Annotated in this window: 20 protein-coding genes; 7 read left to right on the forward strand and 13 right to left on the reverse strand. The window is 52.6% G+C overall.

Going from position 1 to position 26,476, the window contains the following annotated elements:
* Positions 1-287: 287 nt before the first annotated feature.
* Complete coding sequence (locus AAY72_RS15750) at positions 288-1,796, forward strand: Na+/H+ antiporter NhaC family protein (RefSeq protein ID WP_156411348.1); 1,509 nt, start codon at positions 288-290, stop codon at positions 1,794-1,796.
* Positions 1,797-1,841: 45 nt separating this feature from the next.
* On the opposite strand, the gene AAY72_RS15755 is transcribed toward AAY72_RS15750, so the two are convergent.
* Positions 1,842-2,486 carry a MarC family protein gene (locus tag AAY72_RS15755; RefSeq protein ID WP_057788811.1) on the reverse strand — a complete coding sequence of 215 codons (645 nt, stop codon included), beginning with the start codon at positions 2,484-2,486 and terminating at the stop codon, positions 1,842-1,844.
* Between the two features lie 172 nt (positions 2,487-2,658).
* On the opposite strand from AAY72_RS15755, the gene AAY72_RS15760 reads away from it, so the two are divergent.
* Positions 2,659-3,747: a DUF3083 family protein gene (locus tag AAY72_RS15760; protein WP_057788813.1), complete on the forward strand. Its 1,089-nt coding sequence runs from the start codon at positions 2,659-2,661 to the stop codon at positions 3,745-3,747.
* A gap of 46 nt (positions 3,748-3,793) precedes the next feature.
* On the opposite strand, the gene AAY72_RS15765 is transcribed toward AAY72_RS15760, so the two are convergent.
* From AAY72_RS15765 to AAY72_RS15780, 4 genes are all read right to left on the reverse strand, one after another.
* On the reverse strand, positions 3,794-7,645 hold the full coding sequence (locus tag AAY72_RS15765) for an efflux RND transporter permease subunit (protein WP_057788815.1): 3,852 nt from the start codon (positions 7,643-7,645) through the stop codon (positions 3,794-3,796).
* A gap of 3 nt (positions 7,646-7,648) precedes the next feature.
* Entirely contained in the window at positions 7,649-9,493 is a 1,845-nt protein-coding gene (locus AAY72_RS15770; RefSeq protein WP_057788817.1) for an efflux RND transporter periplasmic adaptor subunit, read from the reverse strand.
* Positions 9,494-9,564: 71 nt separating this feature from the next.
* Positions 9,565-9,972, reverse strand: coding sequence for a hypothetical protein (locus AAY72_RS15775; RefSeq protein WP_057788819.1), 408 nt, complete (start codon positions 9,970-9,972; stop codon positions 9,565-9,567).
* Positions 9,973-10,045: 73 nt separating this feature from the next.
* Positions 10,046-12,517 carry a heavy metal translocating P-type ATPase gene (locus AAY72_RS15780; protein WP_057788821.1) on the reverse strand — a complete coding sequence of 824 codons (2,472 nt, stop codon included), beginning with the start codon at positions 12,515-12,517 and terminating at the stop codon, positions 10,046-10,048.
* Positions 12,518-12,704: 187 nt separating this feature from the next.
* Here AAY72_RS15780 and zntR point away from each other — a divergent pair, with 187 nt between their 5' ends.
* A complete protein-coding gene (gene zntR / locus AAY72_RS15785; RefSeq protein WP_057788823.1) occupies positions 12,705-13,112 on the forward strand; it encodes a Zn(2+)-responsive transcriptional regulator in 408 nt (135 codons plus the stop codon).
* On the opposite strand, the gene AAY72_RS15790 is transcribed toward zntR, so the two are convergent.
* Complete coding sequence (locus AAY72_RS15790) at positions 13,075-14,670, reverse strand: amidase (RefSeq protein ID WP_057788825.1); 1,596 nt, start codon at positions 14,668-14,670, stop codon at positions 13,075-13,077. The two genes, zntR and AAY72_RS15790, sit on opposite strands and share 38 nt — an antisense overlap.
* Positions 14,671-14,869: 199 nt before the next feature.
* Here AAY72_RS15790 and AAY72_RS15795 point away from each other — a divergent pair, with 199 nt between their 5' ends.
* Positions 14,870-16,564, forward strand: a complete 1,695-nt coding sequence (locus tag AAY72_RS15795) for a TIGR03545 family protein (RefSeq protein ID WP_057788827.1) — start codon at positions 14,870-14,872, stop codon at positions 16,562-16,564.
* A 94-nt stretch (positions 16,565-16,658) separates the two neighbouring features.
* Here the strand turns inward: AAY72_RS15795 and AAY72_RS15800 are convergent, their stop codons facing one another.
* Positions 16,659-17,201 carry a hypothetical protein gene (locus tag AAY72_RS15800; protein WP_057788830.1) on the reverse strand — a complete coding sequence of 181 codons (543 nt, stop codon included), beginning with the start codon at positions 17,199-17,201 and terminating at the stop codon, positions 16,659-16,661.
* A 303-nt stretch (positions 17,202-17,504) separates the two neighbouring features.
* Here AAY72_RS15800 and AAY72_RS15805 point away from each other — a divergent pair, with 303 nt between their 5' ends.
* Both AAY72_RS15805 and AAY72_RS15810 read left to right on the forward strand, forming a co-directional pair.
* The gene (locus AAY72_RS15805; protein WP_057788832.1) at positions 17,505-18,158 is read left to right on the forward strand and encodes a hypothetical protein; all 654 of its coding nucleotides are present in this window, start codon (positions 17,505-17,507) and stop codon (positions 18,156-18,158) included.
* Between the two features lie 41 nt (positions 18,159-18,199).
* Entirely contained in the window at positions 18,200-19,195 is a 996-nt protein-coding gene (locus tag AAY72_RS15810; RefSeq protein ID WP_255355991.1) for a serine hydrolase, read from the forward strand.
* 92 nt (positions 19,196-19,287) lie between these two features.
* Here AAY72_RS15810 and AAY72_RS15815 read toward each other — a convergent pair whose 3' ends face one another.
* On the reverse strand, positions 19,288-19,989 hold the full coding sequence (locus AAY72_RS15815) for a DNA alkylation repair protein (protein ID WP_057788834.1): 702 nt from the start codon (positions 19,987-19,989) through the stop codon (positions 19,288-19,290).
* Between the two features lie 81 nt (positions 19,990-20,070).
* Positions 20,071-20,838: a MipA/OmpV family protein gene (locus AAY72_RS15820; RefSeq protein ID WP_057788836.1), complete on the reverse strand. Its 768-nt coding sequence runs from the start codon at positions 20,836-20,838 to the stop codon at positions 20,071-20,073.
* 311 nt (positions 20,839-21,149) lie between these two features.
* On the opposite strand from AAY72_RS15820, the gene AAY72_RS15825 reads away from it, so the two are divergent.
* Complete coding sequence (locus AAY72_RS15825; protein ID WP_057788838.1) at positions 21,150-21,551, forward strand: hypothetical protein; 402 nt, start codon at positions 21,150-21,152, stop codon at positions 21,549-21,551.
* A 70-nt stretch (positions 21,552-21,621) separates the two neighbouring features.
* Here the strand turns inward: AAY72_RS15825 and rraB are convergent, their stop codons facing one another.
* Genes rraB through AAY72_RS15845 form a run of 4 tightly spaced genes read right to left on the reverse strand, consistent with a single transcriptional unit; the run spans position 21,622 to position 26,473 of the window.
* Positions 21,622-21,993 carry a ribonuclease E inhibitor RraB gene (gene rraB / locus AAY72_RS15830; RefSeq protein WP_008609175.1) on the reverse strand — a complete coding sequence of 124 codons (372 nt, stop codon included), beginning with the start codon at positions 21,991-21,993 and terminating at the stop codon, positions 21,622-21,624.
* A 6-nt stretch (positions 21,994-21,999) separates the two neighbouring features.
* Positions 22,000-22,743 carry a 1-acylglycerol-3-phosphate O-acyltransferase gene (locus tag AAY72_RS15835; protein ID WP_057788840.1) on the reverse strand — a complete coding sequence of 248 codons (744 nt, stop codon included), beginning with the start codon at positions 22,741-22,743 and terminating at the stop codon, positions 22,000-22,002.
* Between the two features lie 47 nt (positions 22,744-22,790).
* On the reverse strand, positions 22,791-25,070 hold the full coding sequence (gene parC, locus AAY72_RS15840; protein WP_057788842.1) for a DNA topoisomerase IV subunit A: 2,280 nt from the start codon (positions 25,068-25,070) through the stop codon (positions 22,791-22,793).
* Entirely contained in the window at positions 25,067-26,473 is a 1,407-nt protein-coding gene (locus tag AAY72_RS15845; RefSeq protein ID WP_057788844.1) for a hypothetical protein, read from the reverse strand. The genes parC and AAY72_RS15845 overlap by 4 nt, the downstream gene beginning before the upstream one ends.
* Between the last annotated feature and the right edge of the window lie 3 nt (positions 26,474-26,476).

Below are 26,476 nucleotides of genomic sequence, written 5' to 3' on the forward strand. Positions count from 1 at the left end.
CGCTAGTTATGATAGCGCGAAACTGCGCCTTACAAGCCCGAACTGGCGTGACCGGTTTGGGCTTTTTTCTGTTTAAATTTCAATTGTGCTGCAGAAATTTTTTGCTATGATGCACGGGTTTGTCTGCCGAAAGAACAGGCAAACCCGTGTTGCATACTTATGCACGTTTCAGCGTGGTCTAGTCAAAGATGCAATGCCGTAGTCCGCTCCGTTGAGTTGTAAATCTGCTGCAACGGTTCAGTTAACTTTGCCGGCTATCCCGGCTTTTATTACGAGAATAAGCAACCATGTCAGCAGATGCTTCTTTAGAGAGTCTGGCCGAACCTATTGCCGCGGCGGCCGAAGCGGCCGCCCTTGCAGCACCCTCTGCCTTAAGCTTAATTCCACCGATCGTGGTATTGGTTTTTGCGGTTTGGTTAAAACGCCCGATACTGGCGTTAGTATTGGGTGCAGTGGTCGGTTTGTTATTACTCAGCCCCACTGAGTCGCTTTCAAACTTTTCCGATATTGCCGTCGACGTGATGCAGGATGAAACCATCGGCTGGTTAATTCTGGTCTGTGCCGGCTTTGGTGCGCTAATTGGCTTATTAATTCATACTGGCGGTGCAGTGGCATTTGGTCGTTTCGGCGCTCAGAAAGCCAAAGGCCAACGTTCATCGATGTTTATGACCTTTATTATGGGCTGTATTATCTTTGTCGATGACTATCTAAATGCGCTGTCGGTTGGCGAAGCGATGAAGCGCGTTACCGATAAATTTAAAGTATCACGCCAAAAGCTGGCTTATATCGTCGATTCTACCGCTGCACCAATTTGTGTGCTGGTCCCAATCTCTACCTGGGCGGTGTTCTTTGGCGGCTTACTGGAGGATAACGATATCGCCGAGAAAGGCAAAGGTGTCGCAGTCTATATTGAAGCCATCCCTTATATGCTGTACCCGATTCTGGCGGTTATCATGGTGATGCTGGTAACACTAAAGCTGATGCCAGACATTGGGCCGATGAAAAAGGCCGAATTAGCCATGCAACAAGGTAAGCCTATCGAATGCGAACTGGCCGATTCACCAAGTCAGCCGGTGCGTCTGCAGCATCATGCTGCTGAAGAAATGCCGTACCATACCAGCGATGAATATGCTGTCAACTCAATTGAAGAAGAGTTTGAAAGCAGCAATAAGCAGGGCAAGGTGCATAACTTTATGGTACCGATGCTGTCGCTGATTGTGTTTACCGTATTGCTGGGTGACTCGCTAAGCGAACCCGATGTATTAAAAGGCGTGATTGCTGCGCTGGTATTCTCGCTGATTTACTACGGTGTACAAAAGCTGATGTCGCTGTCTGAGATGATGGACGTGATGATGAATGGTTTTAAAACCATGCTGCCAGCCATCAGTACTGTTATCGCCGCCTTTATCTTTAAAGATGTCTGCGACAAATTAGGCCTGCCACTGTTCGTGATCGAAAATTTGGCGCCTTATATGACTGCACAAATGCTACCGGCACTGGTATTTCTCGCCATGGCGTTACTGGCCTTTGCTACCGGCTCAAGCTGGGGGATTTTTGCGGTATCCATTCCGATTGTAATGCCACTGGCCACCGCCGTCGATGCCAATATTCCACTGGTTATCGGCGCCCTGTTATCTGCCAGCTCTTTTGGCAGCCAGGCTTGTTTCTACAGTGATTCCACAGTACTGGCTGCGCAGGGCTCGGGTTGTAACCTGATGAGCCATGCGATTACACAATTCCCATACGCTTTAATTGCGGCGATTATTGCCTTTGTTGGCTTTATCGTTATCGCTTAAGCGTTACATAGCGGGGATGTCTGACATCCCCGCTGCTTTATCCAGTTACAAACTACGATAAATGTCCAACACACCGTTAATTACAAACTGCACAGCAATAACTGACAAAATCAAACCAAACAACCGGGTAATAATTTCTTTACCGGTCTCTCCGATATACCTTACCAATACATGGGCATAAATCATTGCCAGATAACAGGAAAAAGTGGTGATACCTATTGCCAGAAATACGGTGATAAAGTGCCATACACTCTGCGCTTCACTGGTTAGGATCATCACGGTGGCAATGGCACCCGGGCCAGCAATAAAAGGAATAGCCAGCGGAATAATCGACACATCTTTCGCCAGTTTGCCATCCGGATTAGGCTCTTTGCCGGTGGCTTCCTCGCCATCATCCAGACCTTTTTGCATCATGCTCATTGCAATACCAAATAAAATCAGGCCACCGGCAATCCGGAAGGCCTCCAGCGTGATGCCGAAAACTTTAAAGATAAAGCTACCAAGCAGACCAAACAGCAGGAAAATGCCCGCCGATACCAGTGTCGAGCGCTTGGCTGCACGGGCTCTCTGCGCAGCGTTAGCATTCGGCAGCAGTGACACAAAAATAAAAGCTGTGGTTAACGGATTTACCACCACAAAAAGCGCGGTAATGGCAATTAACCAATAATCGATCAGTAAAGTAACAGACATCGCAGATTCCAATAACAGCAGTATTTTAACTGCTTATTCTAGCAGATATTTATTATTACTAAACCTGGGGCCGCACCCGTTGAATACCGACATAAGCTTTTAAATATACGTTACAACAACACAGCCATTTTGCTACAATTGCCGCAATTTTAGTCTGGTCAGGAGTCAGGTTATGCCCGTCAGTTCGCAACATAAGGTTTATCTACCCGCGTCGGCCCGCGATAATCAATATCTGCTGGCTGAGTTTGCTTTATCAGATGAGTTAGTGGCCCGCTACCCGGCAAGCAGCACAGAGGCTCCTTACCAGGCGCTGTATCAGGCGTTAAGCCAAAAGCTGTTTGAATTGGCCGATCAGTTTGGCCTGCGCAATGTGCACCTGATTGCGAACGGCAAAACCCCGGTAGTGCGCTTTCACCAGGAAGCCTATGTGCTGCAAACCGCCGAGCAAATTCTGTTTTTCTATAACCCCAGCTACCATGAAGCCCAGCATAGCTTCTATGATGCCAAAGTGCGGGCACGGAAAATTAGCCTGTTGTTTCTGGCAACCGAGCAGCCACTGCGCTCTAATGCCGCAGCCTTTCATCAGCAGGTGACGACATTACTGACTGAGCTGCGTAACCGCCTGGCATTGGCAGAGCTGAAAATCAAAGTCCGTGATCACCAGCATCTGACCTATGATTTATTCGCCAAAGCCAAAGGCAGTAAAGAAAGCTACGGCTATAAACTGCGCTCTATTGATGCCCGCTATAAAGCCCGGCAAGCGGAACTGCCGGCCCATAGCGCCCTGACTTATGTGATTGTCAATTTACCGCTCAGCCGGCGGCTAAAAGAGCAGGTAAAGCTGGATCTGCACAGCAGCAGCCCCTATCTGCCGCTATATCAGCATATCGCCGATCACTTTGTCTCGGCCTGTCAGCAAGAAAAACTGCAACATCTGGCCGTGCTGGCCAATGGTTTATTACCGCTGGTCCGCAATAGCCAGTTTGATAAAAGCAGCCAGGGCACAGAGTTGCAGATGATTGGTTTTGACCCTAGCGCCAAACAAGGCCAGCTGGTCAGCGATCTGCAGGGCGATAAGCTGGTAGAAATGATGCAGCTGATCATTTTCGCCACGCCAGACGATCAAACCGATATGGGTTATGGCCGCTTTATGAATGAAGTAGAAAGCGCGCTGCGCCGCTTTGCCAAAGCGGTAAATCTACAACCAGAGCGCGATGATTTAACCGTGCGCTTCCATCAGCATATTAGTTACCATAACTAGCTGGTTCAGACTCAGGGCCGCTATTATGGCCCTGAGTTACCCCCTTTTAGTCTCGCAAGCGCCACTCCTCCCGGGCAGCATAGAGCACCGGCACCATAAAGACGCTCAGTAGCACAAACAGCATGCCGCCGAGTGTCGGTATTGCCATTGGGATCATCAGATCAGCACCGCGGCCAGTGGAGCTAAGCACCGGTAATAGCGCCAGTATCGTGGTGGCAGACGTCATTAAACAGGGGCGAATGCGTTTGGCTGCCGCCGCACACACTAACTCGCGTACTTCAGCACGGCTGCGTGCCGGCCGGGCGGCAAATTGCTGTTTCAGGTAAGTCGCCATCACGATGCCATCGTCGACAGCAATACCAAATAAGGCTAAAAACCCGACCCAGACCGCGATACTCAGGTTATAACTTTGCAGATTAAACAGCTCACGCAGATTGGCGCCAAACCACTGGCTGTTTAAAAAGTCCGGTTGTGCGAACGCATCCAGCGCGATAAAACCGCCAGCCCAGGCAATGGCAATGCTGCTGAAAATCATCAGCGCGGTACTGACCTGCTTAAACTGTAAATACAGCAACATAAACACCAAGGTCAGCGCCAGCGGCACCAACCAGCTTAGTGTCGCCGCAGCACTTTGCTGTTGCTGGTAACTGCCGGCAAACTGATAACTGACACCGGCCGGCAATGTCAGCTCGCCCTGGCTAAGCAGTTGTTGCAAATAAGCCTCTACCTGCGCGACCGCTTCGACATCGGCGATACCCCGCTCTGCACCAAAGGTAATGTAGGCGGTTAAAAAGCTGTTTTCCGAGCGGATCATCTGTGGGCCACGCTCGTAGCGGATTTCTGCCAGTTCAATTAACGGCACACTATAGCCGGCGGGCGTCGCCATTAGTACTTGAGCTATCGCCTCCAGACTATCGCGTTGCTCGCGTTGATAACGCACCCGGATCGGATAACGCTCGCGCCCCTCGACGGTGCGACCGGCATCCATCCCGGCCAGAGCAGTACTTAAGCTTTGCTGCACTTGTTGCATACTTAAACCATGCCGTGCGATTTGCTGCCGATTGGGCGTGACAATTAAATACGGCTGGCCCACCACCCGGTCGGCATTTACGGTGAGTGGCGAAATGGCCGGGGCGTCGCGCAATGCCGCCTCAAACGCCAGCGCAATCTGCTCCAGCGTGGCTAAATCAGGCGCCTGTAGCTTAATACCCATCGCCGCGCGCATGCCGGTTTGCAACATCAGTAACCGGGTTTCGATCGGCTGCAGCTTAGGTGCCGAGGTCACGCCGGGCAATTGCGCTGCCTGCACGATTTCCTGCCAGATATCATCCGGACTTTTGATATGCTCACGCCACTGCCGGTAAGGCCGGCCGCGCGGATCAATAATTAACTCACCATCGCTATCGCGCACAAAGCTGTCAGTTTGCCGGTCATATTTAAAATACAGCCGCTTGCCCCGGGCATCGGTTTTATATTCGCTGTGATATTGGATCAGCGTTTCAATCATCGATAACGGCGCCGGATCCAGCGCACTGTCGGCACGGCCAATTTTACCCACCACCGTTTTCACTTCCGGGATCGCAGCAATCGCCTGATCCTGCTGCTGCAAAATACTGAGCGCTTCACTGATAGCGGCATGCGGCATGACCGTCGGCATCAATAAAAAGGCCCCTTCATCCAGCGACGGCATAAACTCCCGACTTAATCCCGGGAAACGGTGTGCCAAGTGACTTTCGGTGCTAAGCCCCGGGATCACCCGTGCCGCCCCCAGCCAGATCGAAAGTCCGGTTAACACCACCAATAGTGGCAACAGCAAAAATGGCAGTTTAAAACGCAGGAATAACCGCAACAGCGGCAAATATAACCGCCAGAATAACCAAAAGGCCGCTAATACCAATAATAACAAACCACTTACCAGCAACAGATTTTGCCAGAAGCCAGCCCCCGGTCCCAACGGTAGCCAGAGCTGAGATAACCAAACTAATACGCTCAACAAAAGCACCATCATTAACAGACCATGGGCACGGCGTAGCAGCATAGTGGGTACAGCTTGCAGGCGCTGCGGGATCAGGCCGCGGCATTTTTGTGCTAACAGCGCCCTAAGCCGCGCCGGCTGTGCCGCAAACAACCAGTACAACACCACTGGCAGTAAGGTTACCGCCAGTAACACCGCAGCCAACAGCACAAAGGTTTTGGTATAGGCCAGCGGGCCGAATAATTTACCCTCGGCGCCAGTCATGGCAAAGACTGGCAAAAAGCTAATCACGGTAGTACTAATGGCGGTAAGTAACGCAGACCCGAGCTCGCGCCCGGCTTGTTGGATCGCTAAAGCCGCATTAAAACGCTGCCCCTGCTGCAACGCAGCTTGCCGTTGCTCCAACAGATTTTCGGTAAAGATAATGCCCAGATCGACAATGGTACCAATGGCAATCGCAATCCCGGCTAAGGCGACAATATTCGCCTCCACCTGAAAGTAACGCATCAGGATAAAGCTGACCAGCACGGTCACCGGCAGCATTAAACTCACCGCCAGTGCCGCTCTGAACTGCCACAGCACCACCAGTACAACCAGGGTGGTCAGTAAAAGCTGTAACGCCAGCGTCGTCTCGAGGGTCGCGACCGTTTCATCAATCAGTAACGAACGATCATAGAACGGCACCAGCTCCACCTTACTTAAGCTTAACCACTGCGGCCAACTCTGCTGTGAATGTTGCTGTAACCAGTTGCGCCAGGCGTGCTGTACGCTGTCGCTTTGCTCAGTAAACTGTGTGCCGGGCAGCGGCAATTGCTGTAAGGCGGCAAAGTCACTGACCTGCGCTAAGCTGGTATCCGCCCAGTTGATCACGGCTTTTGCCGGTAAACCGGCCCGTAGCTCACTGATACGGGTTTGCAGATTAGCAATCGCCTGTCTGGGGTTATAGCCCTCGCGCACCGTGACCACTGCCCCCACTGCTTCGGCACCGGCAACATCTAACGCACCACGTCGCGGCGCCGGGCCAAAGTTGACCTTAGCCACATCCTGCACCCGGATCGGCACATTGTCCGGCCCTAGCCTGACGACCGCCTGTTCCAGATCGGCCAGCTGTTTGACAAAGCCCTGGCCGCGGATCAGATATTCAACGCCATTTAGCTCTCGGCTGCCGGCGCTGACATCCAGGTTCGCCGCCATCACCGCTGCCGTAACCTGCTCCAGTGTCACCTCAAAAAGCCGTAGCAGATTCGCATCGACTTCTATCTGATACTCTCGCTGATAGCCGCCAATCGCCGCCACTTCACTAATGCCTTCGGCCGTGAGCAAACCACTGCGTAAATACCAGTCTTGAATAGCGCGCAGCTCATCCAGACGCCAGCCGCCAGCAGGCTTTCCCTGCGGATCCTGCCCTTCCAGCGTATACCAGAAAATTTGCCCCAAGCCAGTCGCATCCGGCCCCAGCGCCGGTTGTACACCAGGCGGTAAGGTATCAGCCGGTAAACTGGCCAGCTTTTCCAGAATGCGCGATCTGGCCCAGTAAAACTCGATATTGTCCTCAAAAATCAGCGCTATGCTGCTAAAGCCAAACATCGACAGGGAGCGCACATCTTTCACCCCCGGCACGCCCATCAGAGCGCTACTGAGTGGATAGGTTAGCTGATCTTCCACATCCTGCGGCGAACGGCCCGGCCAATCGGCAAATACAATTTGTTGGTTTTCACCCAGATTAGGGATAGCATCCACCGCCACCGGCTTAAGTGGCAGCTGATGCTGCCAGCCAAAGGGGGCCACGCCAATGCCAACCACCAGCAAGATGACCGAGGCTAACAACACCAACAATTTTTGCTGTAATAACAGCGCCATAAAACGGCCGAAACCCTGCTGGTTCTCCGTCTGGCCCGCTTCAGGTTGCAAGGGTGTCGTCATGTGTTAGCCCTCCGCCCCAAAACGGCGCACAATATCGCCACAGCGCAACATCATGGCCCCAAAATAGGGGTTGCGTAGCTCAGCCTCGCGCTGTAACCAACTGGCACCTTCGCCATCGCGAGCCATCGGGCAATAGGCTTCATACCAGCCATCAGCCAGTACGCCCAACTCAGCAAAACGCAATAAACCCAGGTTATGCCGGTAGAACAGTGCCCTGGCTTGTGCAATTTCAGTGACGTCCATAATTTCGCCGGCACCGGCATTTAGCGTGCTAAGCACTCTGGGGAACCGCTTAGGCCAGTCAACCGCCGCCACCGCTTGCTGCAGCGACAAAGTCGCCTGCTGCCAGCCTGCCAGATCGTCAGCCACCAACGCCTCGTAAGCTTGCGCATAAGCCTGCAGCAACACGCTTTGTGCCTCCGCCGGCACCACAAAGCCATCCGGGTTTGGCGCTGGTGTCGCTGCGACTTGCGGCGCGCTGTGAGTATGGGACGCCGTAGCGGTTGCATGCTGTGTAGCAGCAACAGCTGGATTTAACATACTGGGCAGGCCGCGGATTTGCAGTTCGCTATCCAGCCGGAACGCGCCCTGCGTCACCACTAACTCACCCGCAGTGACGCCAGAGAGCAACTGATACTCTTCCCCCAGACGCAGGCCAAGCTCGACCTGACGCGGTTCATACCGCGGCTCTGCCGGATCTGGCTGGACATAAACCAGTGACTGCTTGCCGGTAAAAAGTACCGCTGATGCAGGCACCAATAAGCTGGCTTTCACCTCAGCCTGAATACTGGCCTGTGCCAGCATACCGGGTTTTAATCTGCCATCCGGGTTTGCCAACAACACCCGCACCCTGGCGTTACGATTGGCGATATTCAGCTCGGGCTCAATCAGTTCAATGCGGCCACTCAGCGTTTCACCAGGTAAGGCTTTCACACTCACCTCTACCTGCTGTCCGACCTGGAGTAAGGGTAATTGGGATTCAAAGGCGGCTAACTCCAGCCATAACTTATCCAGCGCCAGTACGGTAAATAATGGCTGGCCGGTGCTGACGTAAGCGCCCTGATTAACGAATTTTTCAGTGACAATACCGCTGACCGGTGCACTAACTGTCACCGTATCCTGTAATTGCTCACGCTGCAGGATCTGCTCAATTTGCGCTGAGGGCACCCCCAATAAACGTAAGCGACGCCGTGCTCCGTCCAGCGTACTGCCAGCAGGTAAACTGCTGCGCGCCGACAACTGCTTGGCCTGCAGTAGCTCCTGCTGGATCACAATCAGCTCAGGGCTAAAAATTTCCAGCATCGGCTCACCGGCCTGCACCTGTTGCGCCGTGCGGTTAACATAAGCCTGTTCGATGCGACCGCTGGTCCAGGCGCTGATGGTTTGCACCCTGCTTTGATCGACAACTAAGGTACCGGGTAGACTAAGGTGTTGGCTGCTGGCAGCTTGCCGTACCGGCATCACTGCGGTTTGCAACAGGGCGGCGGCTCTGGGGCTTAAGCGCAGTTCGACCTGCTCCCCGTTTGCGGTATGACTCTCTTCGGCAGCAACCGGGATCAGTGCCATACCACAGATTGGGCAGCGCTCATTCGGATCGCTAAAACGGATTTGTGGATGCATGGAGCAGGTATATTGCTGTGCCGGCTGTAATTTCGCCAGCGGATCCTGCGCCGGGCTAACAGCTGAACCCGCTGCCCCCGCATGGGCATGGCCATGGTTTTGCGCCAACAACGGCAAACTTGCTACGGATAAGCCGATCACCAGGGCAGTCATCGCCAGCGGCGTAATACCTTGCGTACTGAAGGCCCGCCATTGCCCCCGGCCATTATTTTGAGCTTCCTGAAACATAAAACACCCTATACAAAAAAAACAGACTCAGTCACAGCGTGCTGCGACTACCAGGCATATCAGGTACAGGCTTAAATCAGCAGAAGGTTTTTACGTAAGTAAAGCGGTGGGCCATGCTGTGGCGGCGGTTGTGTCCAGTAGGGCTTGCTCTTGTCGCCATCAGGCAACAATGCGGATTGGTATGCCGATTGCCAGCTGACCAGGATGGCGCAACTGGCCAGTTGCAGCGGATCACTGCCTGCGGCCAGTTGTTCACAACCGCTGCAAGGTACTTCCGCCAGCACCAGCTGAGTATCGGTAGCAGTAAGCTGCGCCAGCTTGCTATGGCAAGGTGGCAGATGTTCGCTATGCGACGCTGTTGAGGGCAGTTCTACCGCCTGCGCCATATTCTGACAAAACAGCAAACACCAGGACAATGCCAGGCTGATTATCAGCGGCACTGTCCACAGTTTTTGTCGTTTTAGCAGCAGCGTCAGCATAGTCTGGCTTTACTCTCAGGTTAAGGCGCTAAGATACGCCGTTCATAGCTTGATGTCAAAATCAGCATAGCCGCTACCGAAAACGCTGCAGCCGCAAGGCATTGCTCAGCACAAAGATACTGCTTAATGCCATAGCGCCTGCCGCCAGTCCCGGTGCCAGCAAGGTGCCGGTGAACGGGTACAGCACACCGGCTGCCACTGGGATCAGCAGCACATTGTAGGCAAAGGCCCAAAACAGGTTTTGCCGGATATTGCGCATCACAGCGGCACTTAACTGCAGTGCCTGCGATACGCTTCCTACATCACTGCGCTGCAACACCACATCGGCCGCTTCTATCGCCACATCGGTGCCGGTACCAATAGCAATGCCGACATCGGCGGCGGCCAGCGCCGGCGCGTCGTTAATGCCATCACCAACAAAGGCCACCTTGCCATACTGCTGCTTTAGCTGCTCTACTAGTTGCTGCTTACCCTCGGGTAATACCCCCGCCCGCACTTCGCTAATCCCTAACTGTTTTGCTACTGCCTTTGCCGTTGCCAGCTGATCACCGGTCACCATCACCACCGTTAAGTCGGCTTGCTGCAAGGCTTGCACCGCCGCCTGACTTTCCGGTCGCAGTTGATCGGCCAGCGCTATCATCGCCAGCAACCGCTCAGTATCCGCCAGGAAAATCACCGTTTTGCCCGCCGCCGTTAACTGCTGCAGCTGCTGTTGTTGGCTGGCATCCTGTAGTTCCGCTGCCGGGAACTGTGCCGGCAGCTGCTCAGCCAGCAGCCGCAGATTGCCCAGATAATAACGTTTACCGTCAACCAAAGCTGTGACGCCCTGACCATTCATGGCCTGAAACTCAGTCGTTGCCGCAAAGGGCAACTGCTGCGCCTGAGCGGCAGCGACCAGCGCCTGCGCCAGCGGATGCTCAGCAAACTGCTCTAAGGCGGCCACGATGGCTAACACCTGCTGTGCGGTTAAATCGGCCGTCGCAACGATATCAGTCAGCGCCAGCTTACCCTGGGTCAGGGTACCGGTTTTATCAAAGGCCACCAGCCGGACTTGCTGCAATTTCTGCAAGGCCGCGCCCTGGCGAAACAGTACCCCCAACTCAGCCGCGCGGCCGGTACCGACCATAATCGACACTGGTGTGGCTAACCCCATGGCACAGGGGCAGGCAATAATCAGCACGGCCACCGCGTTCACTAGGGCCTGCGTTGAGGCCTGCTCACCGCCCAGCCACAACCAGAGCAGCGCCGTTAGCAGCGCGATCACCAGTACCACCGGCACAAATACCGCGGTAACCTTATCGACCAGCGCCTGAATGGGCAGCCGGCTACTCTGTGCCTGCTGCACCAGGCGGACAATTTGTGCCAGCACCGTTTGCTCGCCAACGGCCTCAGCTTCACAGAGCAGCGCACCAGCAGTACCATTAAGCGTACCGCCGGTGACCACAGTGCCCGCCTGCTTTGCCACCGGCTGCGGCTCGCCGGTGAGCATCGACTCATCGACCCAGGATTCACCGCTGATCACCCGTGCATCAGCAGCAATCCGCTCACCCGGACGCACTAAAAACTGCATGCCGACCTTGAGCTCCGCCAGCGGCAGATCCTGATAGTTATCATTCACCCGCACTCTGACCTGACTGACTTTTAAGCCCAGTAACTTGCGGATAGCAGCACCGGTGCGGCCCCGGGCCCGCCCTTCCAGATAACGCCCAAGCAGGATCAGGGTAATAATCACCGCTGCCGATTCAAAATACAGATGGCGACTAACCTGGGGAATCAGCTCAGGGGCAAAGGTTACCAGCGTCGAAAAACTCCAGGCCGCAAGGGTACCCAATGCCACTAAAGAATTCATATCCGGACTGCGGCGCCACAAGTTCGGCAAACCAATGCGGAAAAAATCCCGCCCCGGCCAGGCCAGCAGTAAAGTGGTCAGCGTAAATTGCAATAAGGCGGAGTGCTCCGGCAATAATACCCGCTGTAACAGCGCGGCAAAAGCCGGTAGCAGATGCCCGCCCATCTCCAGCACAAACACCGGCAGTGTTAAGGCCAGCGCCAGCCAAAACTGACGCTTTAAGCGACGTTGAGCCGCCTGTTGCTCCAGCTCGGGATCGGCGTGCTGCTCATCCACGACCTTAGCCTGATAGCCCAGCCGCTGCACCGTTGCCAGTAACTCGCTGGTCTGTGCCAACCCACTGATGCGGCTAAGCTGTAGCTGACTATTGACCAGTTGCACCTGCGCCGATAATACGCCGGGGATCTGCCGTAAGGCCTGCTCAATTTTGCTGACACAGGACGCGCAATGCATACCGCTGATACTAAACAGTAAAGCTTCGGTGCGGGTCGGATAACCAGCCTGATCCAGCGCACTAACAACCTGGGGCAGTACTGTCGCGGCCACCAGGCTTAACTCGGCGTTGCCACTGGCCAGATTAACATTGGCTTGCTGCACGCCCGGTACAGCACTAAGTGCTGTTGTCGCGCGGCGCACACAACCGGCACAGGTCAGTTTGGTAACAGGTATCAGCACCTTCAGGTTCGCTGCAGACATGGCAAGTACTCCATCAGATAGTTCAGTCAGCGCATTGTGCAATCTGGAGCAACTCCAGAGTCAAGCAGTATTAACACGCTTTTTTCGGACTTGACTCTGGAGCTGACTCCAGACTTATACTTAAACTGTCGGGCGGTAGTGACAGACCGCCTTCGCAGCAATAATTTTAGCAACTCAGGTATCCGGTATGAAAATTGGCGCACTGGCTCAGCAATTTAACGTCACGGTAGATACGATTCGTTTTTACGAAAAACAGGGCTTACTGGCAACAGCTCCGCGCTCTGGCGCCGGCTATCGCCAGTACGGCACGAGCGATGTGCAACGCTTGAGTTTTATCCTGCGTGCTAAGGCTATTGGCTTTAGCTTACAGCAGATCCGCGAGCTGCTGGCCATTGAAGATAACAAAAGTGCCTGGGTCTGCGCTGATGTTAAAGACAAGGTCGCGTTAAAAATTCAGGAAATAGAGCAACAGCGTGCCGAGCTGCAACGGCTGCAACAGGCACTGCAGCAATTACACAATGCCTGTTGTGGTGGCACAGTCAGCGCCAACGCGTGCTCTATTCTGGCTGCGTTGGCTCAGGCTGAGCCGGTGTAGCTTGCGCATTATCCGCTTGCAGCGCCGGGATAAACCCCGGCCGCCGATATGCAGCCAGCTGCTGCTCCAGCAAGGCGGCGATGCGGATTAACTCCGGCTCTGACCAGGGTAAACCGACCAGGCTAATGCCGAGCGGCAACACCCCGCTATAGCCGCCGGGTAAGGTAATAGACGGATAACCGGCTACCGCAGCTGCCGTCGAGGTGCCAAAATTAAACTGATCGCCGTTGACATGATCAATAGGCCAGGCCGGGCCATAAGAAGGTAGAATAATCGCCGAAAAGCCCTGCTGCAAATACTGGTTAAGTGCGGCCTCAGCCAGAGCGCGGCTTTGTGCCAGCGCTGCAATATAGTCGGTTTCAGCAGCAACCAGATCGAGAGCCGCCGCCTGCTCCAGATATTCCTGACCAAAAAATGCCAGTGCCCGCTCGCCCTGCGCGCGGTTAAACGCAACGATCTTTTGCAGCGTATTGACCTGCTCTGACACCTGATAGTCAGTTAGCCACTGCTGCAGATCGCGGGCATATTCGTACAGCAATACACTAAACTCAGCCTGATATAAGTCAGACGGTAACTGCCATTCCGGCGTTTGTACTACTTCAAAACCGGCAGCAGTGAGTACCGCGGCGGTATTATCTAACATGGGCGCTATCGCGGCTTCACGGTCATCATAAGCTCGTACCAGTAAAACTTTGCCTGCGCTGGCAGGTTGTAATGCAGCGGCAGTGAGTGAGGCAGGAATGGCCTTTCTCGCTTCCGGCGTTAGCATCGCTTCCAGTAACAGAGCCGCGTCATAGACCCGCCGGGTCATCGGCCCGGCAATATCCTGAGCGCTGGCAATTGGGATAATCCCCTCGCCTGATACCGCGCCGCGTGTCGGCTTAATACCGACAATACCATTGATTGCAGAAGGACAAATAATCGAGCCATCGGTCTCGGTACCCACCGCTAACAGAGCCAAATCAGCGGCCACCGCAACGCCAGAGCCAGAGCTGGAGCCACAAGGCGTGTGGGTTAGCAGGTGTGGATTACGGCTTTGCCCGCCCAGGGCGGACCAGCCACTGGCCGAGTTCTCGCCACGGAAATTTGCCCATTCCGACAAATTGGTTTTCGCCAGTAGCACGGCCCCCGCCTCCCGCAGCTGATGCACCAACTCAGCATCACGCGTGGTTAAATGTCCTTGCAAGGCGAGCGCGCCGGCAGTTGTTGGCATCTGATCAGCAGTCGCAATATTGGCCTTTAACACCACCGGCAGGCCATGGAGTGGCGAGCGGATCTTACCGGCCGCGCGTTCCTGATCCAAGGCTTTGGCTAGCGCCAGCGCATCCGGGTTAATATCAGTGATAGCGTGTAATTGATGGCCTTGCTGGTTATGCGTGGCAATTTGCTTTAGGTAAAACTGTACCAACTGCTCACTGCTGACCTCGCCAGCCGCCAGCGCTTGTTGCGCCGAGCGTGCATCCAGCCAGCTTAAGTCTCGACTAGTCGTTGGCGTAGACGGTGGCGCAGGCTCGCACCCCACTAACCACAGACTCAAGCCCAATACCCATAATCTCATACTGCCTCTCTTTAACTAAGCGTACTCGCTGACTTTAGCTTACTGTCTGCCGGCACGAATTACAGTGCCTTTTATCGCAGCGCGCTGCTGCTGGTCGCAACTGCCATAGCGGAACCTTCTGCCACCCTGAGCACCAAAGTAATGAAAGTAATCATAATTTCCACTACACTTCTCTTAGCCAAGCAATAAGGACAGCCTGATGAAAAAGTTACTATGGTTAATTCCGGTAAGCCTGATCACCATGGTAGTGGTGGCGTATTTACTGGCCAACAGCATTATCAAAACCGTGCTAACCAGTGAACTGGAGCAGGTGACCGGTGCCGAAGTTAATATTGATAGTGTGTCGCTGCGCTTAATGCCAGTATCAGTTAACCTCTCTGGCGTACAACTGACCGATCCGGCCAAGCCAGAATTTAACAGTATCAGCTTTAGTAATGCTTATGCCCGCGTCGACCCCTGGCCGGCACTAAAAGGCTATTATGTGGTAGAGGAACTGGAAGTTTCCGAACTGGCCTATGGCAGCAAAAGAACAAAACCCGGTAAGGTGTATCGAGTACCGCCAGCCAACGATAACGCACTTGATTTGGCGTCCTTGCTGCAGGTTGAGATCCCAACCGCCGATGCCATTCTGGCACGGGCAAATTTGCAAACCCTGCAGCAAGGTGCGGCACTAAAACAACTGGCCGAGCAACAAAAGCAGAAATTTACCGAATTACGCCAACAATTACCTACGGCGGAGCAGCTGGCAGAGTTTCAGGCGAATGTGAAAGCTTTAACCGAGAGCCGGATCAGCGATGCCAGCGAACTGGCCGCCAAAACCCAGCAGTTTAATGCGCTGCAACAACAGCTGCGAGCCGAACGCGACAAATTGCGTGACCTGCAGCAAAGCCTGCTGCAAAGCCGTGACAGCCTGAGCAGCGCAGTAACGGCGCTACGCTCTGCCGCGGATCAGGACTGGCAACAACTGCAGCAACTGGCCAATATTCAGCAAGGTGGCCTGGCACCGATTTTTCAGATTTTACTTGGCGATGTCTGGGCACGGGAAATTCAGAAACTGGAAGCACTGTATCAACTGGCGAAACCCTATCTGCAACAAGATGGCGAGCCGGCACCGGCTAAGCCGCTGGATCCGAACCAGCCTTACCCGGATTTTTGGGTAAAACAGGCCAGGGTGCACTTACTGCTGGCCGGTACCGAAAGCACCATTCAAATGCAGGATATCACTACCCAGCACCAGCTGATTAATAATGTGGCAACCCGTTTTAGTCTGGATGTTGCCGGCTTACCTAAACTGAATACCTTCAAACTGAATGGTGATTTCGCCATTTTAGAACAGATGATCACCAATCTGAGCTGGCAGTTAGATGGCATGGCGCTGGAAAACCTGACGCTGGGCCGCGAGCAAACTGCCTTGACGCTGTTGGCCGGGCTATTTAGTGCCAATGGCTCGTTACAACTGACTGATGATCAGTTAAAACAACAAGCCAAGGTACTGTTAAAAAATGCCAACTTTGACAAAACCGGTAACCGCTATTTGGATCAGCTGGTCGGCTTGCTAAACCAGCAAGGCCAAATTCCGTTGGATGTGCTGGCGGAGGGGCTGATTTCGAATCCACAAGTCACCATCCGCTCCTCGCTGGATCGGATGCTCGGCGATGCCTTGCTGGGTGAAGCCAGACAGAAAATCGCGCAATTGCAAACTCAGCTGCGCAGTGAACTGGATAGCCGCCTGCAGCAGCAACTCGCCGGTCAGCAAGAATGGCTGAGCCTGTTACAACAGCAGGAAACCGAAAGCAAAGCCATCGAAGCCAAACTCGAAGCGTTACTAGGCGCCAAAATGGGTAATCTGCAGGATCAACTGCGTAACCGCCTACTGGATCGGTTGGGCGGCTAATCATTATCGAATATAGAACAAAAAGGACTCCGGAGAAAACCCTGGAGTCCTGTTAGATTAATTTCTAAATAGGCAAGATATGCTGAGAAAGAAACTAACTTAGCTCTTTAAATTTTGGATGGGTAATAATATCTTTGATCAACTGCTGCACTGCGGGAACGAATGCTTGAGCAACTTGCTGACATGCCTTATCTGCAACAAAGTTAGTTGAAAAAGCGTATTCCGAGCGAACGGGATAACTTGTTGCCCCATTATTCGAAACAGTCACATCAAATACCCATTTACCAGCACCAATATTCGAGCTGAAATCAAGATTCTCAACAAGTCCATTGATTCTAATTTGAGAATTATCATCATAAACACCAGCAACTTTTAACTCAGAAATTAATGCTGCATTAATATAGTTTTCAAAACTCGTTTTCCCGGGCGTTGCGACAGGTCCTGCCCCACGGCATTGAATACTTGAAAGCCCAGGCTTTGTCGCTGAGAACTGGCCAACAGAAAACTTAGTACCTTCCATAGCTTTCATTAAATTGATGTTCTCTGATGACATTCCATACTGATTCACCGTGTAAGTTGAGCAGCCGGTCAAGGCTAATGCTGAGGTAGCAGCAACTAACAAAATTAATTTACGCATTAAGACTCCCTTTATATTGTTTTACAACCATTGCCGTTCATCATCACAACCATGTTAAAACATGATTTTTACGTGAGATTATCAACTCCAATTAAAAAAATACAGCACAAAACAGAGATAAAAAATAATTCCTTACTAAAGTAATTTGGTATTGTAACGAAGTGCTCAATCTAAACACTGTCAATAATCTAGTCGTCAGCTCAGTTAACCGGTTAAATCGCTGCATAACCGCTGGTCATATAATACCGGTAGCATGGATCAAGACGCTTTATGCTGTAAGCTCAATTAAAAGGAGGAACGACCATGAACAACATTCTGATCAGTAGCGGTCTGTTAATGGCTAGCTTTGCCAGCCTGGCTGAGGATTACAGCGGCAACTGGCGTGGCGTGTTACAGCTGGCACCGGAAGTGGGCATAGTGCTGGGTGTTAAACTTAGCCCGGCAGAACAGGGCTATCAGCTGGAACTGTTTAGCCCAAATCAACATTCAGAACCCATTTTACCCAGCAGTATGACGTTGCAAGGCACTAAGTTGCAATTTGCTGCCGACGCATTAAGTGCGAATTTTAGCGGCGAATTTACCGGTGAACAGCTGACCGGCGTCTTTACTCAGGGCCGCGCCATCCCCATCACGCTAACCCGGCTCAGCGATGCTGATACAAAACGTCTGGCACAGGAGCAACAATGGGCAGGTGAATTGGCGCTTGGCAATAATGCCAGCTTACCCCTGGTGCTGAATGTCGCCGTTATCGCCGGTGGCTACCATGTCACTCTGGATAGCCCGAAACAACAAAGCTATGGTATTCCGGTTGACCAATTCAGCCTCAGTGCTGAACAACTCAGTTTCAGTTCGAAAATGATTAATGCCAGCTATCAGGCGCAGTGGCAACAGGATGAATGGCAAGGCAACTTTATTCAGGGCCGGGCCATGCCGCTTAATTTAAAAAAAAAGCCCTGACACCCACTGAGCCACTGACGTTACAACAGTTACCCGGCTGGCTGAAACAGGAGTTTGGCCAGCATGGTGTTGCTATCGCCTTGATTGATGGTCAGCAGGTGCAATACCAATTGCATGGTCTGGCCGATACCCAACAGCAAGCCGCTGGCCAAGCGGTAGACCGGCAGACCTTATTTGAAATTGGCTCGGTATCCAAACCCCTTACCGCGCTGGCGGTGCTGAGTCTGGTGCAGCAAGGGCGCTGGCACCTCGACCGGCCACTGGCACAACAGTTCGCCATGCCCGAACTGGCAACGCATCAATATACCCTGGCTGAATTACTGACTCACCGCAGTGGTTTGCCAAGGCTGCCGGCTAATTTACCACTGGACGATTTACGTAACCCTTATGCCCGTTACCACGATAATGAGCTGCGTGCCGCGCTCACCACAACCGACTTTACTGAGCGCCAGTTTGGCTACTCTAACTATGGCTATGGTCTGCTGGGTTGGCTGCTGGCCGCTGAGTTAAAGCAGCCCTATGCGGAGCTGATGCAGCAGCGTGTATTCCAGCCACTGGCGATGCCAACGGCCAAAGTGCAGCTGTCGCTGCCAGCTCACGCCGGTACCCCCGCTGCCCTGCCGAAACTGGCTCGCGGTTATGCCATTAACGGTGAGCAGGTTGCTAACTGGCAGTTTGACAGCCTGGCCGGTGCCGGCGCAGTGATCGCCAGTATTGAAGATATGGCGGGGATGCTTAAGCACATCTTCGCCACGGCCAACACCGACCCGCTACTGCAGTTATGGCTGACACCACTGCCGCTTAACGACCAACCTGCCATGACACCCGGCTGGATGCTGACCGCTAAGGGTTGGCATTGGCATGCCGGCCAAACCGCCGGCTTTAGTAGTCTGGTCGTGTTCGATACCACACAGCAAAAAGGGCTGGTGATCCTGACTAATATTGCGCTACCCGTTACCGAACAGGGCATGGCATTATTTGCCGACTGGTTGGCCAAGCCCGCTACAACCCTTTTACCACAGGATAAACAGCCATGACGTTAAGCCGGCCAGCGAGTTACGCGCTACTGCAATGCAGTGGCTGGGGGCTGCTGGACGCCCTGATGAGTCTGCTTATCTACAACCGGCAACTATGATTGCAGTTGTTGTTGCAAGCGTTCCGCCGTCAGGTGTTTCAGCACATCAAAGGGCTCACAGTTACCGCTGGCAGAGGTGAAGGCAATGGGTCCGGCGGCACGCGCCACCGCTATTGCCGCCTGGTTAAGCACTTTATTGCGTTTCCCGATTCCCATTAAGGCCGTCGCCATCGCTAACTGCACCCGTTCTGGTTGCTGTGCAATTTGCTGGTCAATACGGGCGATTTGGCTCAGAAAATAGCTGTCGTCCGGGGCTTTTTTGGGTTTGAACTTGGAAATTTCGTATAACAAGCCATAACCACATTCGCGACGCAGCGGGTCTTCACTACTCAGCCAGTCATTTGCCAACTCCATCACAAAAGGGGCTTTCGCCAGCGTCGCATCGCACGATGCAAAGACATGCGCCAGCATGCCTGCGCCAACCTGCTCAACCTGTTGCTCGGCTTGCGCACGACTCATTTGCGTCGGATCGTCGATTAATAATGCCAGTACTTTCGCCTCATGGCACTGGCTTTGCCATAGCTGTTGCGCCAGTGCGCGGTTTCGCCCCAGCTGCTTTGCATATTGGCGTAATTTAGTCAGGCCGATGCCATAACTGTGTAAACCCGCGGTTGCCGCACCTAACTTTTGCCAGTGCTGGATACCGCGCGGATCTTGTTGTTCAGCTAACCATGCCATAACGGCTGCGTCATTCATTGGCACACCTTGCTTTTGGGAGCGTGTTGTTAATACAACACCGAAAGTAGCGAAAATGCAAAGGTCCGGAGACTGTTGGCGTTAAAAAAACCGGCTCCAGGACAGAATAACTGAAAAGCCGGTATCGCGGTCGGTCAGTGGACTATCGGCGATACTGCTGCCATACCAGTGATGCTCTATCCCCAGTCGGGTCATGCCACCGAACAAAATTGGTGTGCTTAGCGCCAGCCCAGTGTGGTAATTAACGGTCGAGCCAGCCTGATAGGCAGCGCGGTTCAACGTTGCTTCTTCTGGCCTTACGCCATAGTAATAATCGACCAGCTTATCACTAAGATAACTGGCTCCCAGGGACGGGCTTAACTGTACCGGTCCAAAACGCAGGCCATAACTCAGTTTAATTTTCGATTCATAGCCATTGGAATTACCCAGTACGTCAATTAGGGTTTCAGCTTCGACGGTCCAGTCGGCCAGTTGATACTGCAGACCCAAACCGGCATCCAGTGAGGTTTTACGTTTTGCCATACCAATAAAAATGTCGCTATCAGAATCATCAAAGCCAGCAAAACGCGGCGCCAGCTTAGCGCTAAAGCTGAGGTCACCTGCCCGCATTAACTGATAACTGACAAAGGGACCATAAACAGAAAGCTTTTCACCGCGATAACCGATTAACGGTAGCGGAATCACCCGCCTTTTATAACCCTGGTAAATCTCCTGATTAATGCCGACACCCACACCATAAAGCAACCCTTGTGGAGCTGGATCCGGAGCACTTTGACGGGCGATAGCGGTTGTACTAAACAGCAACGCAGTAGTAATCAGTAGTGTATTGATTGACCTGAGTATCGTCATAACATGTTCTTTAAGTGCTGCAGCTGAGCAGGTTGATTTCCTGCTAACTGTTACTGTGTTTCCCCAAAAAACGATCAGCGATGTTGTTTGATAGCTCCCAAACGTAGGGAAAAAGCACTTCAGCGAGACAAAGCTCCAATGACGTTGTTACGAGGCTGACACCGGTCGCTAATATGATCTTTAGCCTAAGTAAGTCACCCTGGTATATAGTTATTAAATAGTTAAAATAAAGAGAGAATTATCTTGCATATTCATCAGAGCTGTCTAAACTGAGCTAGGAGTAGGGTCTAACCTTTGTCTGAGGCATAAGCATGAAAATTACTGCACTATTATTAACTACGCTGGTACTAAGCGGCTGCGCTTTGAAACCGACCGTGGAATCGGAACTGATCGGTCAGGCACGTCCGGCAGTTGCAGTGTCTGATGTGGTTATGGTGGAAAGCACACCGGAAAAATTTGAGAAAATTGCGGTATTAACCGCGATGAGTCCAGCCCGGCTAACAGCTGCAGACGCAAAGCTGACGGACGAATTATTAGCATCGCTGAAAACGCAGGCCGCTGAAGTTGGGGCTAATGGTCTGATTCTGACCACACTGCATGATGAAACAGAGCTTTTCAGGCGCACTGGTAGCTATGATGGTAATCAAGGCTATGCCATAACTGAAAACCGGCTCCAGCGTGTAGCGCAAGCGGTTGCTATTTACATTGAATAATTAGCGCACTAACAGCCAGGCTACTCTGCCTGGCTGCTAACACGGCTTACGAGGTTAAAGCAGCGACGGCTTACTCCTCGTCGTCTTCGTCCCACTCTTCGTCTTCATCGCCTTCAAAGTAGGTGCCCCAGCCGTCATATTCGACCTGATGCTTTTTCGCCAGCGCTTCCAGCTTGATCGCATCAGCAGTAATACTGGCCGCTTCCAGGGATTGCTCACGGATGGCATCAAATACCCAGGCACTGCCGCCGTCTTCAAATTCCACTTCTTCAGCGTCAGTCACTTCATAGCCGAGCTTAAATAATTCAACAGCCAGCTTTTCCAGTTTATTAAAATCCTGGTCATAAAAGTGATGCTCAATGGTGTACATCGCATCCGGATCGCTGCCATCTTCTAATAAGGCAGCGATAGTTTCTTCAGTAAATTCTTGCCAGTTTTCCATGGGTTATTACTCTGATTGCGGTTGTTGCTGCGAAGTGTAGTCGTTACCCAGCTCAGCATCAAGGGCGCTGATCTGCGCCGCCATCTGGTTGCGCAGATCTTTGGCAAACTGACGGATATTCTGCTCTTTGCTAAGTTCCACCGGCGCCTGCATCTGAATAATCACCTTACCATTATTCCAGCGATTAAGCTTAAACTGTTGATGGGTGCTGCTCATACAGACCGGTACCAGCGGGACTTTGGCTTCCAGCGCGATATGAAAGGCGCCCATCTTAAAGGGCAGTAAACCCCGGCCATAGCTGCGGGTGCCTTCCGGGAACATCCACACCGAGATCTTTTGATTGGAAATCCGCTCGGCCGCCGCCAGCATCGTGCTTAGCGCCTTAGTTTTATCATCTCGGTCAATCAGGAAATTGCCACTTAGCCAATACAGCTGACCAAAAAACGGAATATATTTCAGGCTTTTTTTACCAATGGTTACAGTACGCGGCAGCACTGAACCACTTAAAGTAAAGAGATCGAGATTATTCTGATGGTTGGCGACAAACACATAGGGTTCACCGGCCAGGATCGCCGGATCGCGGCGGATTTCCACCTCAATACCGAGGATGCGGGACACACTGCCATACCAGAGGCTAAACCAATACACATTGTTGGGATGGAACGGGCGCAGCAAACAGATTAGTAAGCCCGCCACAGTACTGACAATAAAAAACAGCGCTAACAGCAGTAAACGAACAACGGCAACCAAAACAGGCCCCTTGCAAGGTCAAAGAATAACAAGGGGCCTAGTATAACTTATTGCTCGGCGTCTCTGGTTTGATCACTGCTACTGTTGACGATCACTTCATCAATCCGCTGCAAACCGCGAGGCAGTTTATTACCACGCCGGCCACGCTCGCCCTGATAATGCACCAGATCGTCCATTTTCAGGCTCAGTTTACGCTTACCCGCCACCAGCGTGACACTGCCAGTTGCCGGCACTACCGCCAGCTGGGTAACATATTCTTCGCGGCTGGCGGCACGAGCCGACGGAATCGACATCAGCTTATTGCCCTTACCCTTACTGAGTTTCGGTAACTCTGTTACCGGGAACAACAGCATCCGCCCTTCGTTAGAGATACACAGCAGCAAATCATGCTCCGGATCGCCAACAATCACCGGCGGCAACACCTTAGCACCAACCGGTAAACTCAACAGCGCCTTACCGGCTTTATTGCGACTGAGTAAATCACTGTATTCGGCGACAAAACCATAGCCCGCATCCGAGGCCAGCAGCAGGCTTTGTTTCTCATCACCCAGCAGCACATGCTCAATACTCTCACCGGCGACAATGGTAAAGCGACCGCTTAACGGCTCGCCCTGCCCGCGCGCCGATGGCAACTCATGGGCTTCAGTGGCAAAGCTGCGACCGGAAGAGTCCAAAAATACTGCCTGCTGGTTAGAGCGGCCTTTGGCCAGTGCTTTAAACGCATCACCGGCTTTATAACTTAATGCATTGCCATCCACATCATGGCCTTTGGCACAGCGTACCCAACCTTTTTCCGACAGTACCACTGTTACCGCTTCGCTGGGCAACAGCTCTTTCTCGGTTAAGGCTTTGGCTTCTTCGCGTTGTACTATCGGGCTGCGGCGTTCATCGCCATATTTTTCGGCATCAGCCAGCAGTTCATCCCGGATCAGTTTGGTCAGTTTTTTCTCTGAGCCTAAAATTGCCTGCAGTTTATCCCGTTCTTTACTCAGCTCATCCTGCTCACCGCGGATTTTCATCTCTTCCAGCTTGGCCAAATGCCGCAGTTTTAATTCCAGAATGGCTTCGGCCTGACGTTCGGTAATGCCGAAAAAGGCGACCAGCTCAGGTTTGGGTTCATCATAGGTGCGGATAATCCGGATCACGTCGTCAATATTCAGAAAGGCAATTAATAAACCTTCTAATACATGCAAGCGATCCAATACCTTATCCAGCCGGTATTGCAGGCGCCGGCGCACCGTATCGCGGCGGAAAGTCAGCCATTCGCCAAGGATTTCCACCAGATTGCGGACTTTGGGCCGGTGATCCAAACCAAGGATATTCAGGTTAACCCGGTAGCTTTTCTCCAGATCAGTGGTCGCAAACAGATGCTGCATTAATTGCTCAACATCAATCCGGTTTGAGCGCGGCACAATCACGATACGGGTCGGGTTTTCATGATCCGACTCATCGCGTAAATCCGATACCATCGGCAGCTTTTTCGCCTGCATCTGCGCAGCGATCTGCTCCAGCACCTTGGAGCCCGAGGTCTGGTGCGGCAGCGCTGTGATCACAATATCGCCGTCTTCCTGCTGATACAGGGCGCGCATCTTAATGCTGCCGCGGCCGGTCTGATACACGGCTGCGATATCGTCGGCTGACGAAATGATTTCCGCATCAGTCGGATAATCAGGGCCTTTTACATACTGCAGCAAGTCGGTGACACTGGCCTGTGGGTTATCCAGCAGCGCAGCGCAGGCATTGGCCACTTCGCGGGCGTTATGCGGCGGAATATCGGTTGCCATGCCCACGGCAATACCGGTGGTGCCATTCAGTAAGATATGCGGTAAGCGTGATGGCAGCACCTTTGGCTCGTCCATGGTGCCGTCAAAATTCGGGATCCAGTCAGTCGTACCTGAGCCCAGCTCCGATAACAGCACTTCACTAAAGCGCGACAGCTTAGCCTCGGTATAACGCATCGCCGCGAACGACTTAGGATCGTCCGGCGCCCCCCAGTTACCCTGACCATCCACCAATGGATAGCGGTATGAAAACGGCTGCGCCATTAACACCATGGCTTCGTAACAGGCCGAGTCACCATGCGGGTGATATTTACCCAGCACGTCACCGACAGTACGGGCCGATTTTTTATATTTCGCCAGATGTGATAAGCCCAGCTCTGACATGGCATAAATAATCCGGCGCTGTACCGGCTTTAAGCCATCACCGATATGTGGCAGGGCCCGGTCCATAATGACGTACATCGAATAGTTCAGATAGGCGTCTTCGGTAAAACGCCGCAGCGGTAACTGTTCGGTACCGTCTGCGGTAATAATGGTTTCGGTCATTGCGATTCCTGTGTCGTTGTCTTCCGGCGTTGCCGGCGCAGCTGGATAAACAGAATAAACAGCAAACTGTTGCTGACGAACAGCGCCAACCATAACCAGCGAATTTGCCGGCTATGCGCCGATTCGAGCTGTTTTAAATTATCCAGTTGGGCGGTTTGTTCGGACAAGCTCTGCCGGGCAACTTCGCGCTCGCTATCAAAGCCAAGCCGCACTTTCGCCAGCTCAACTTCGGTTTCTTTGTCGCGTAGTTGCTGATAATCGCCGACAAAACTGTATAGCTGCTGATAGGCACGTTCAAACTGACCTTGCCCGGCCAGTAATTCGGCTTTTAACAGCTTTAATGCCAGCAGCATATTTCCGGCATCATGCTTTTCTTGTTGTTGCATGTAATCTTCAGCCAGTTGCAATTGCTGCAGTGCCAGAGAGTTTTGCTGTAACTTTTGATAGATCAGCGCTTTTTCAAAATGATGTCCAGCCAGATAATAGGTCGATTGGATCAGCTCCAGATACTCCTCGGCTTTTTCCATATAATGTAACGCGATTTGCGCCCGGTCCATTTCATTGCTGGTTATCGCCAACCCGCTGTATGCATAGTACATACTTAGCAAGTCTTGCTCAGCCTGTGCTGACTGCAGCATACGCTCAAAACTTTGCAAGGCCAGATCGGCTTTGTTCAGCGCACTGTAATTCCGCGCCAGGTTATACAGTACGGTGATCTTATTTTTCTGCCAGCCCAGTTCGTCATATAAGGTTAAGGCCTGCTCCAGAAAATCCAGCGCTTCCTGCTCCAGCGCCAGCGCCGAATACATCAGGCCAAGCTGGGCATTGACCTCGGCTAAAATTTCCTTATCCTGTAATTGCTGCGCTTCCTGATACGCCTGTTTCAGTGCCTGTAACGCTTGCTGGTCACGATCCTGCAATGAATCCACCGCCGCGATGTTAATCACACCACGCAAACGCAACTTGGTTTCATTGAGTTGCTGTGCTATCGCCAACCCCTGTTGATACCAGTTCAGGGCTTCATTAAGCGCCAGCTGCATTTCCCGGGCGTAACCCAATTCATAGAGTAACTCAGCTTTTAACACTGAAGGCTTATCATCTAACAACGCCAGCCCTTGCAGCGCCGCTTGCTGTTGCTCAGGGTAGCGACCAAGATGACTGTAAGCGGTGGCCTGAATGTTCAACCAATATGCTTGCTGCATCTCGTTCAGTTGCAGAAATTGCATTTGCTGTTCCTGCAACTGAGTTAATACCCGCTGTGGTGCCTGGTGTTTTTCACCAGCAAGTTGCTGCAACCAGAGTGGTGTCGGCTCAGCCAGTAACGGTGCGCTCAGCAGTAACAGGACGGCGAGCAGCAACGACGAGACAGGGCGACAGACATAATTTGCGATAAACCTGGTCATAAG

The organism is Alishewanella sp. WH16-1, from assembly GCF_001441695.1.
Lineage (GTDB): Bacteria > Pseudomonadota > Gammaproteobacteria > Enterobacterales > Alteromonadaceae > Alishewanella > Alishewanella agri.

What these genes read in the sequence shown, in the direction of transcription:
- AAY72_RS15750 (WP_156411348.1), top strand. Translation starts at nt 288, where the DNA reads ATGTCAGCAGATGCTTCTTTAGAGAGTCTGGCCGAACCTATTGCCGCG.
- AAY72_RS15755 (WP_057788811.1), bottom strand. Translation starts at nt 2,486, where the DNA reads ATGTCTGTTACTTTACTGATCGATTATTGGTTAATTGCCATTACCGCG.
- AAY72_RS15760 (WP_057788813.1), top strand. Translation starts at nt 2,659, where the DNA reads ATGCCCGTCAGTTCGCAACATAAGGTTTATCTACCCGCGTCGGCCCGC.
- AAY72_RS15765 (WP_057788815.1), bottom strand. Translation starts at nt 7,645, where the DNA reads ATGACGACACCCTTGCAACCTGAAGCGGGCCAGACGGAGAACCAGCAG.
- AAY72_RS15770 (WP_057788817.1), bottom strand. Translation starts at nt 9,493, where the DNA reads ATGTTTCAGGAAGCTCAAAATAATGGCCGGGGGCAATGGCGGGCCTTC.
- AAY72_RS15775 (WP_057788819.1), bottom strand. Translation starts at nt 9,972, where the DNA reads ATGCTGACGCTGCTGCTAAAACGACAAAAACTGTGGACAGTGCCGCTG.
- AAY72_RS15780 (WP_057788821.1), bottom strand. Translation starts at nt 12,517, where the DNA reads ATGTCTGCAGCGAACCTGAAGGTGCTGATACCTGTTACCAAACTGACC.
- zntR (WP_057788823.1), top strand. Translation starts at nt 12,705, where the DNA reads ATGAAAATTGGCGCACTGGCTCAGCAATTTAACGTCACGGTAGATACG.
- AAY72_RS15790 (WP_057788825.1), bottom strand. Translation starts at nt 14,670, where the DNA reads ATGAGATTATGGGTATTGGGCTTGAGTCTGTGGTTAGTGGGGTGCGAG.
- AAY72_RS15795 (WP_057788827.1), top strand. Translation starts at nt 14,870, where the DNA reads ATGAAAAAGTTACTATGGTTAATTCCGGTAAGCCTGATCACCATGGTA.
- AAY72_RS15800 (WP_057788830.1), bottom strand. Translation starts at nt 17,201, where the DNA reads ATGCGTAAATTAATTTTGTTAGTTGCTGCTACCTCAGCATTAGCCTTG.
- AAY72_RS15805 (WP_057788832.1), top strand. Translation starts at nt 17,505, where the DNA reads ATGAACAACATTCTGATCAGTAGCGGTCTGTTAATGGCTAGCTTTGCC.
- AAY72_RS15815 (WP_057788834.1), bottom strand. Translation starts at nt 19,989, where the DNA reads ATGAATGACGCAGCCGTTATGGCATGGTTAGCTGAACAACAAGATCCG.
- AAY72_RS15820 (WP_057788836.1), bottom strand. Translation starts at nt 20,838, where the DNA reads ATGACGATACTCAGGTCAATCAATACACTACTGATTACTACTGCGTTG.
- AAY72_RS15825 (WP_057788838.1), top strand. Translation starts at nt 21,150, where the DNA reads ATGAAAATTACTGCACTATTATTAACTACGCTGGTACTAAGCGGCTGC.
- rraB (WP_008609175.1), bottom strand. Translation starts at nt 21,993, where the DNA reads ATGGAAAACTGGCAAGAATTTACTGAAGAAACTATCGCTGCCTTATTA.
- parC (WP_057788842.1), bottom strand. Translation starts at nt 25,070, where the DNA reads ATGACCGAAACCATTATTACCGCAGACGGTACCGAACAGTTACCGCTG.
- AAY72_RS15845 (WP_057788844.1), bottom strand. Translation starts at nt 26,473, where the DNA reads ATGACCAGGTTTATCGCAAATTATGTCTGTCGCCCTGTCTCGTCGTTG.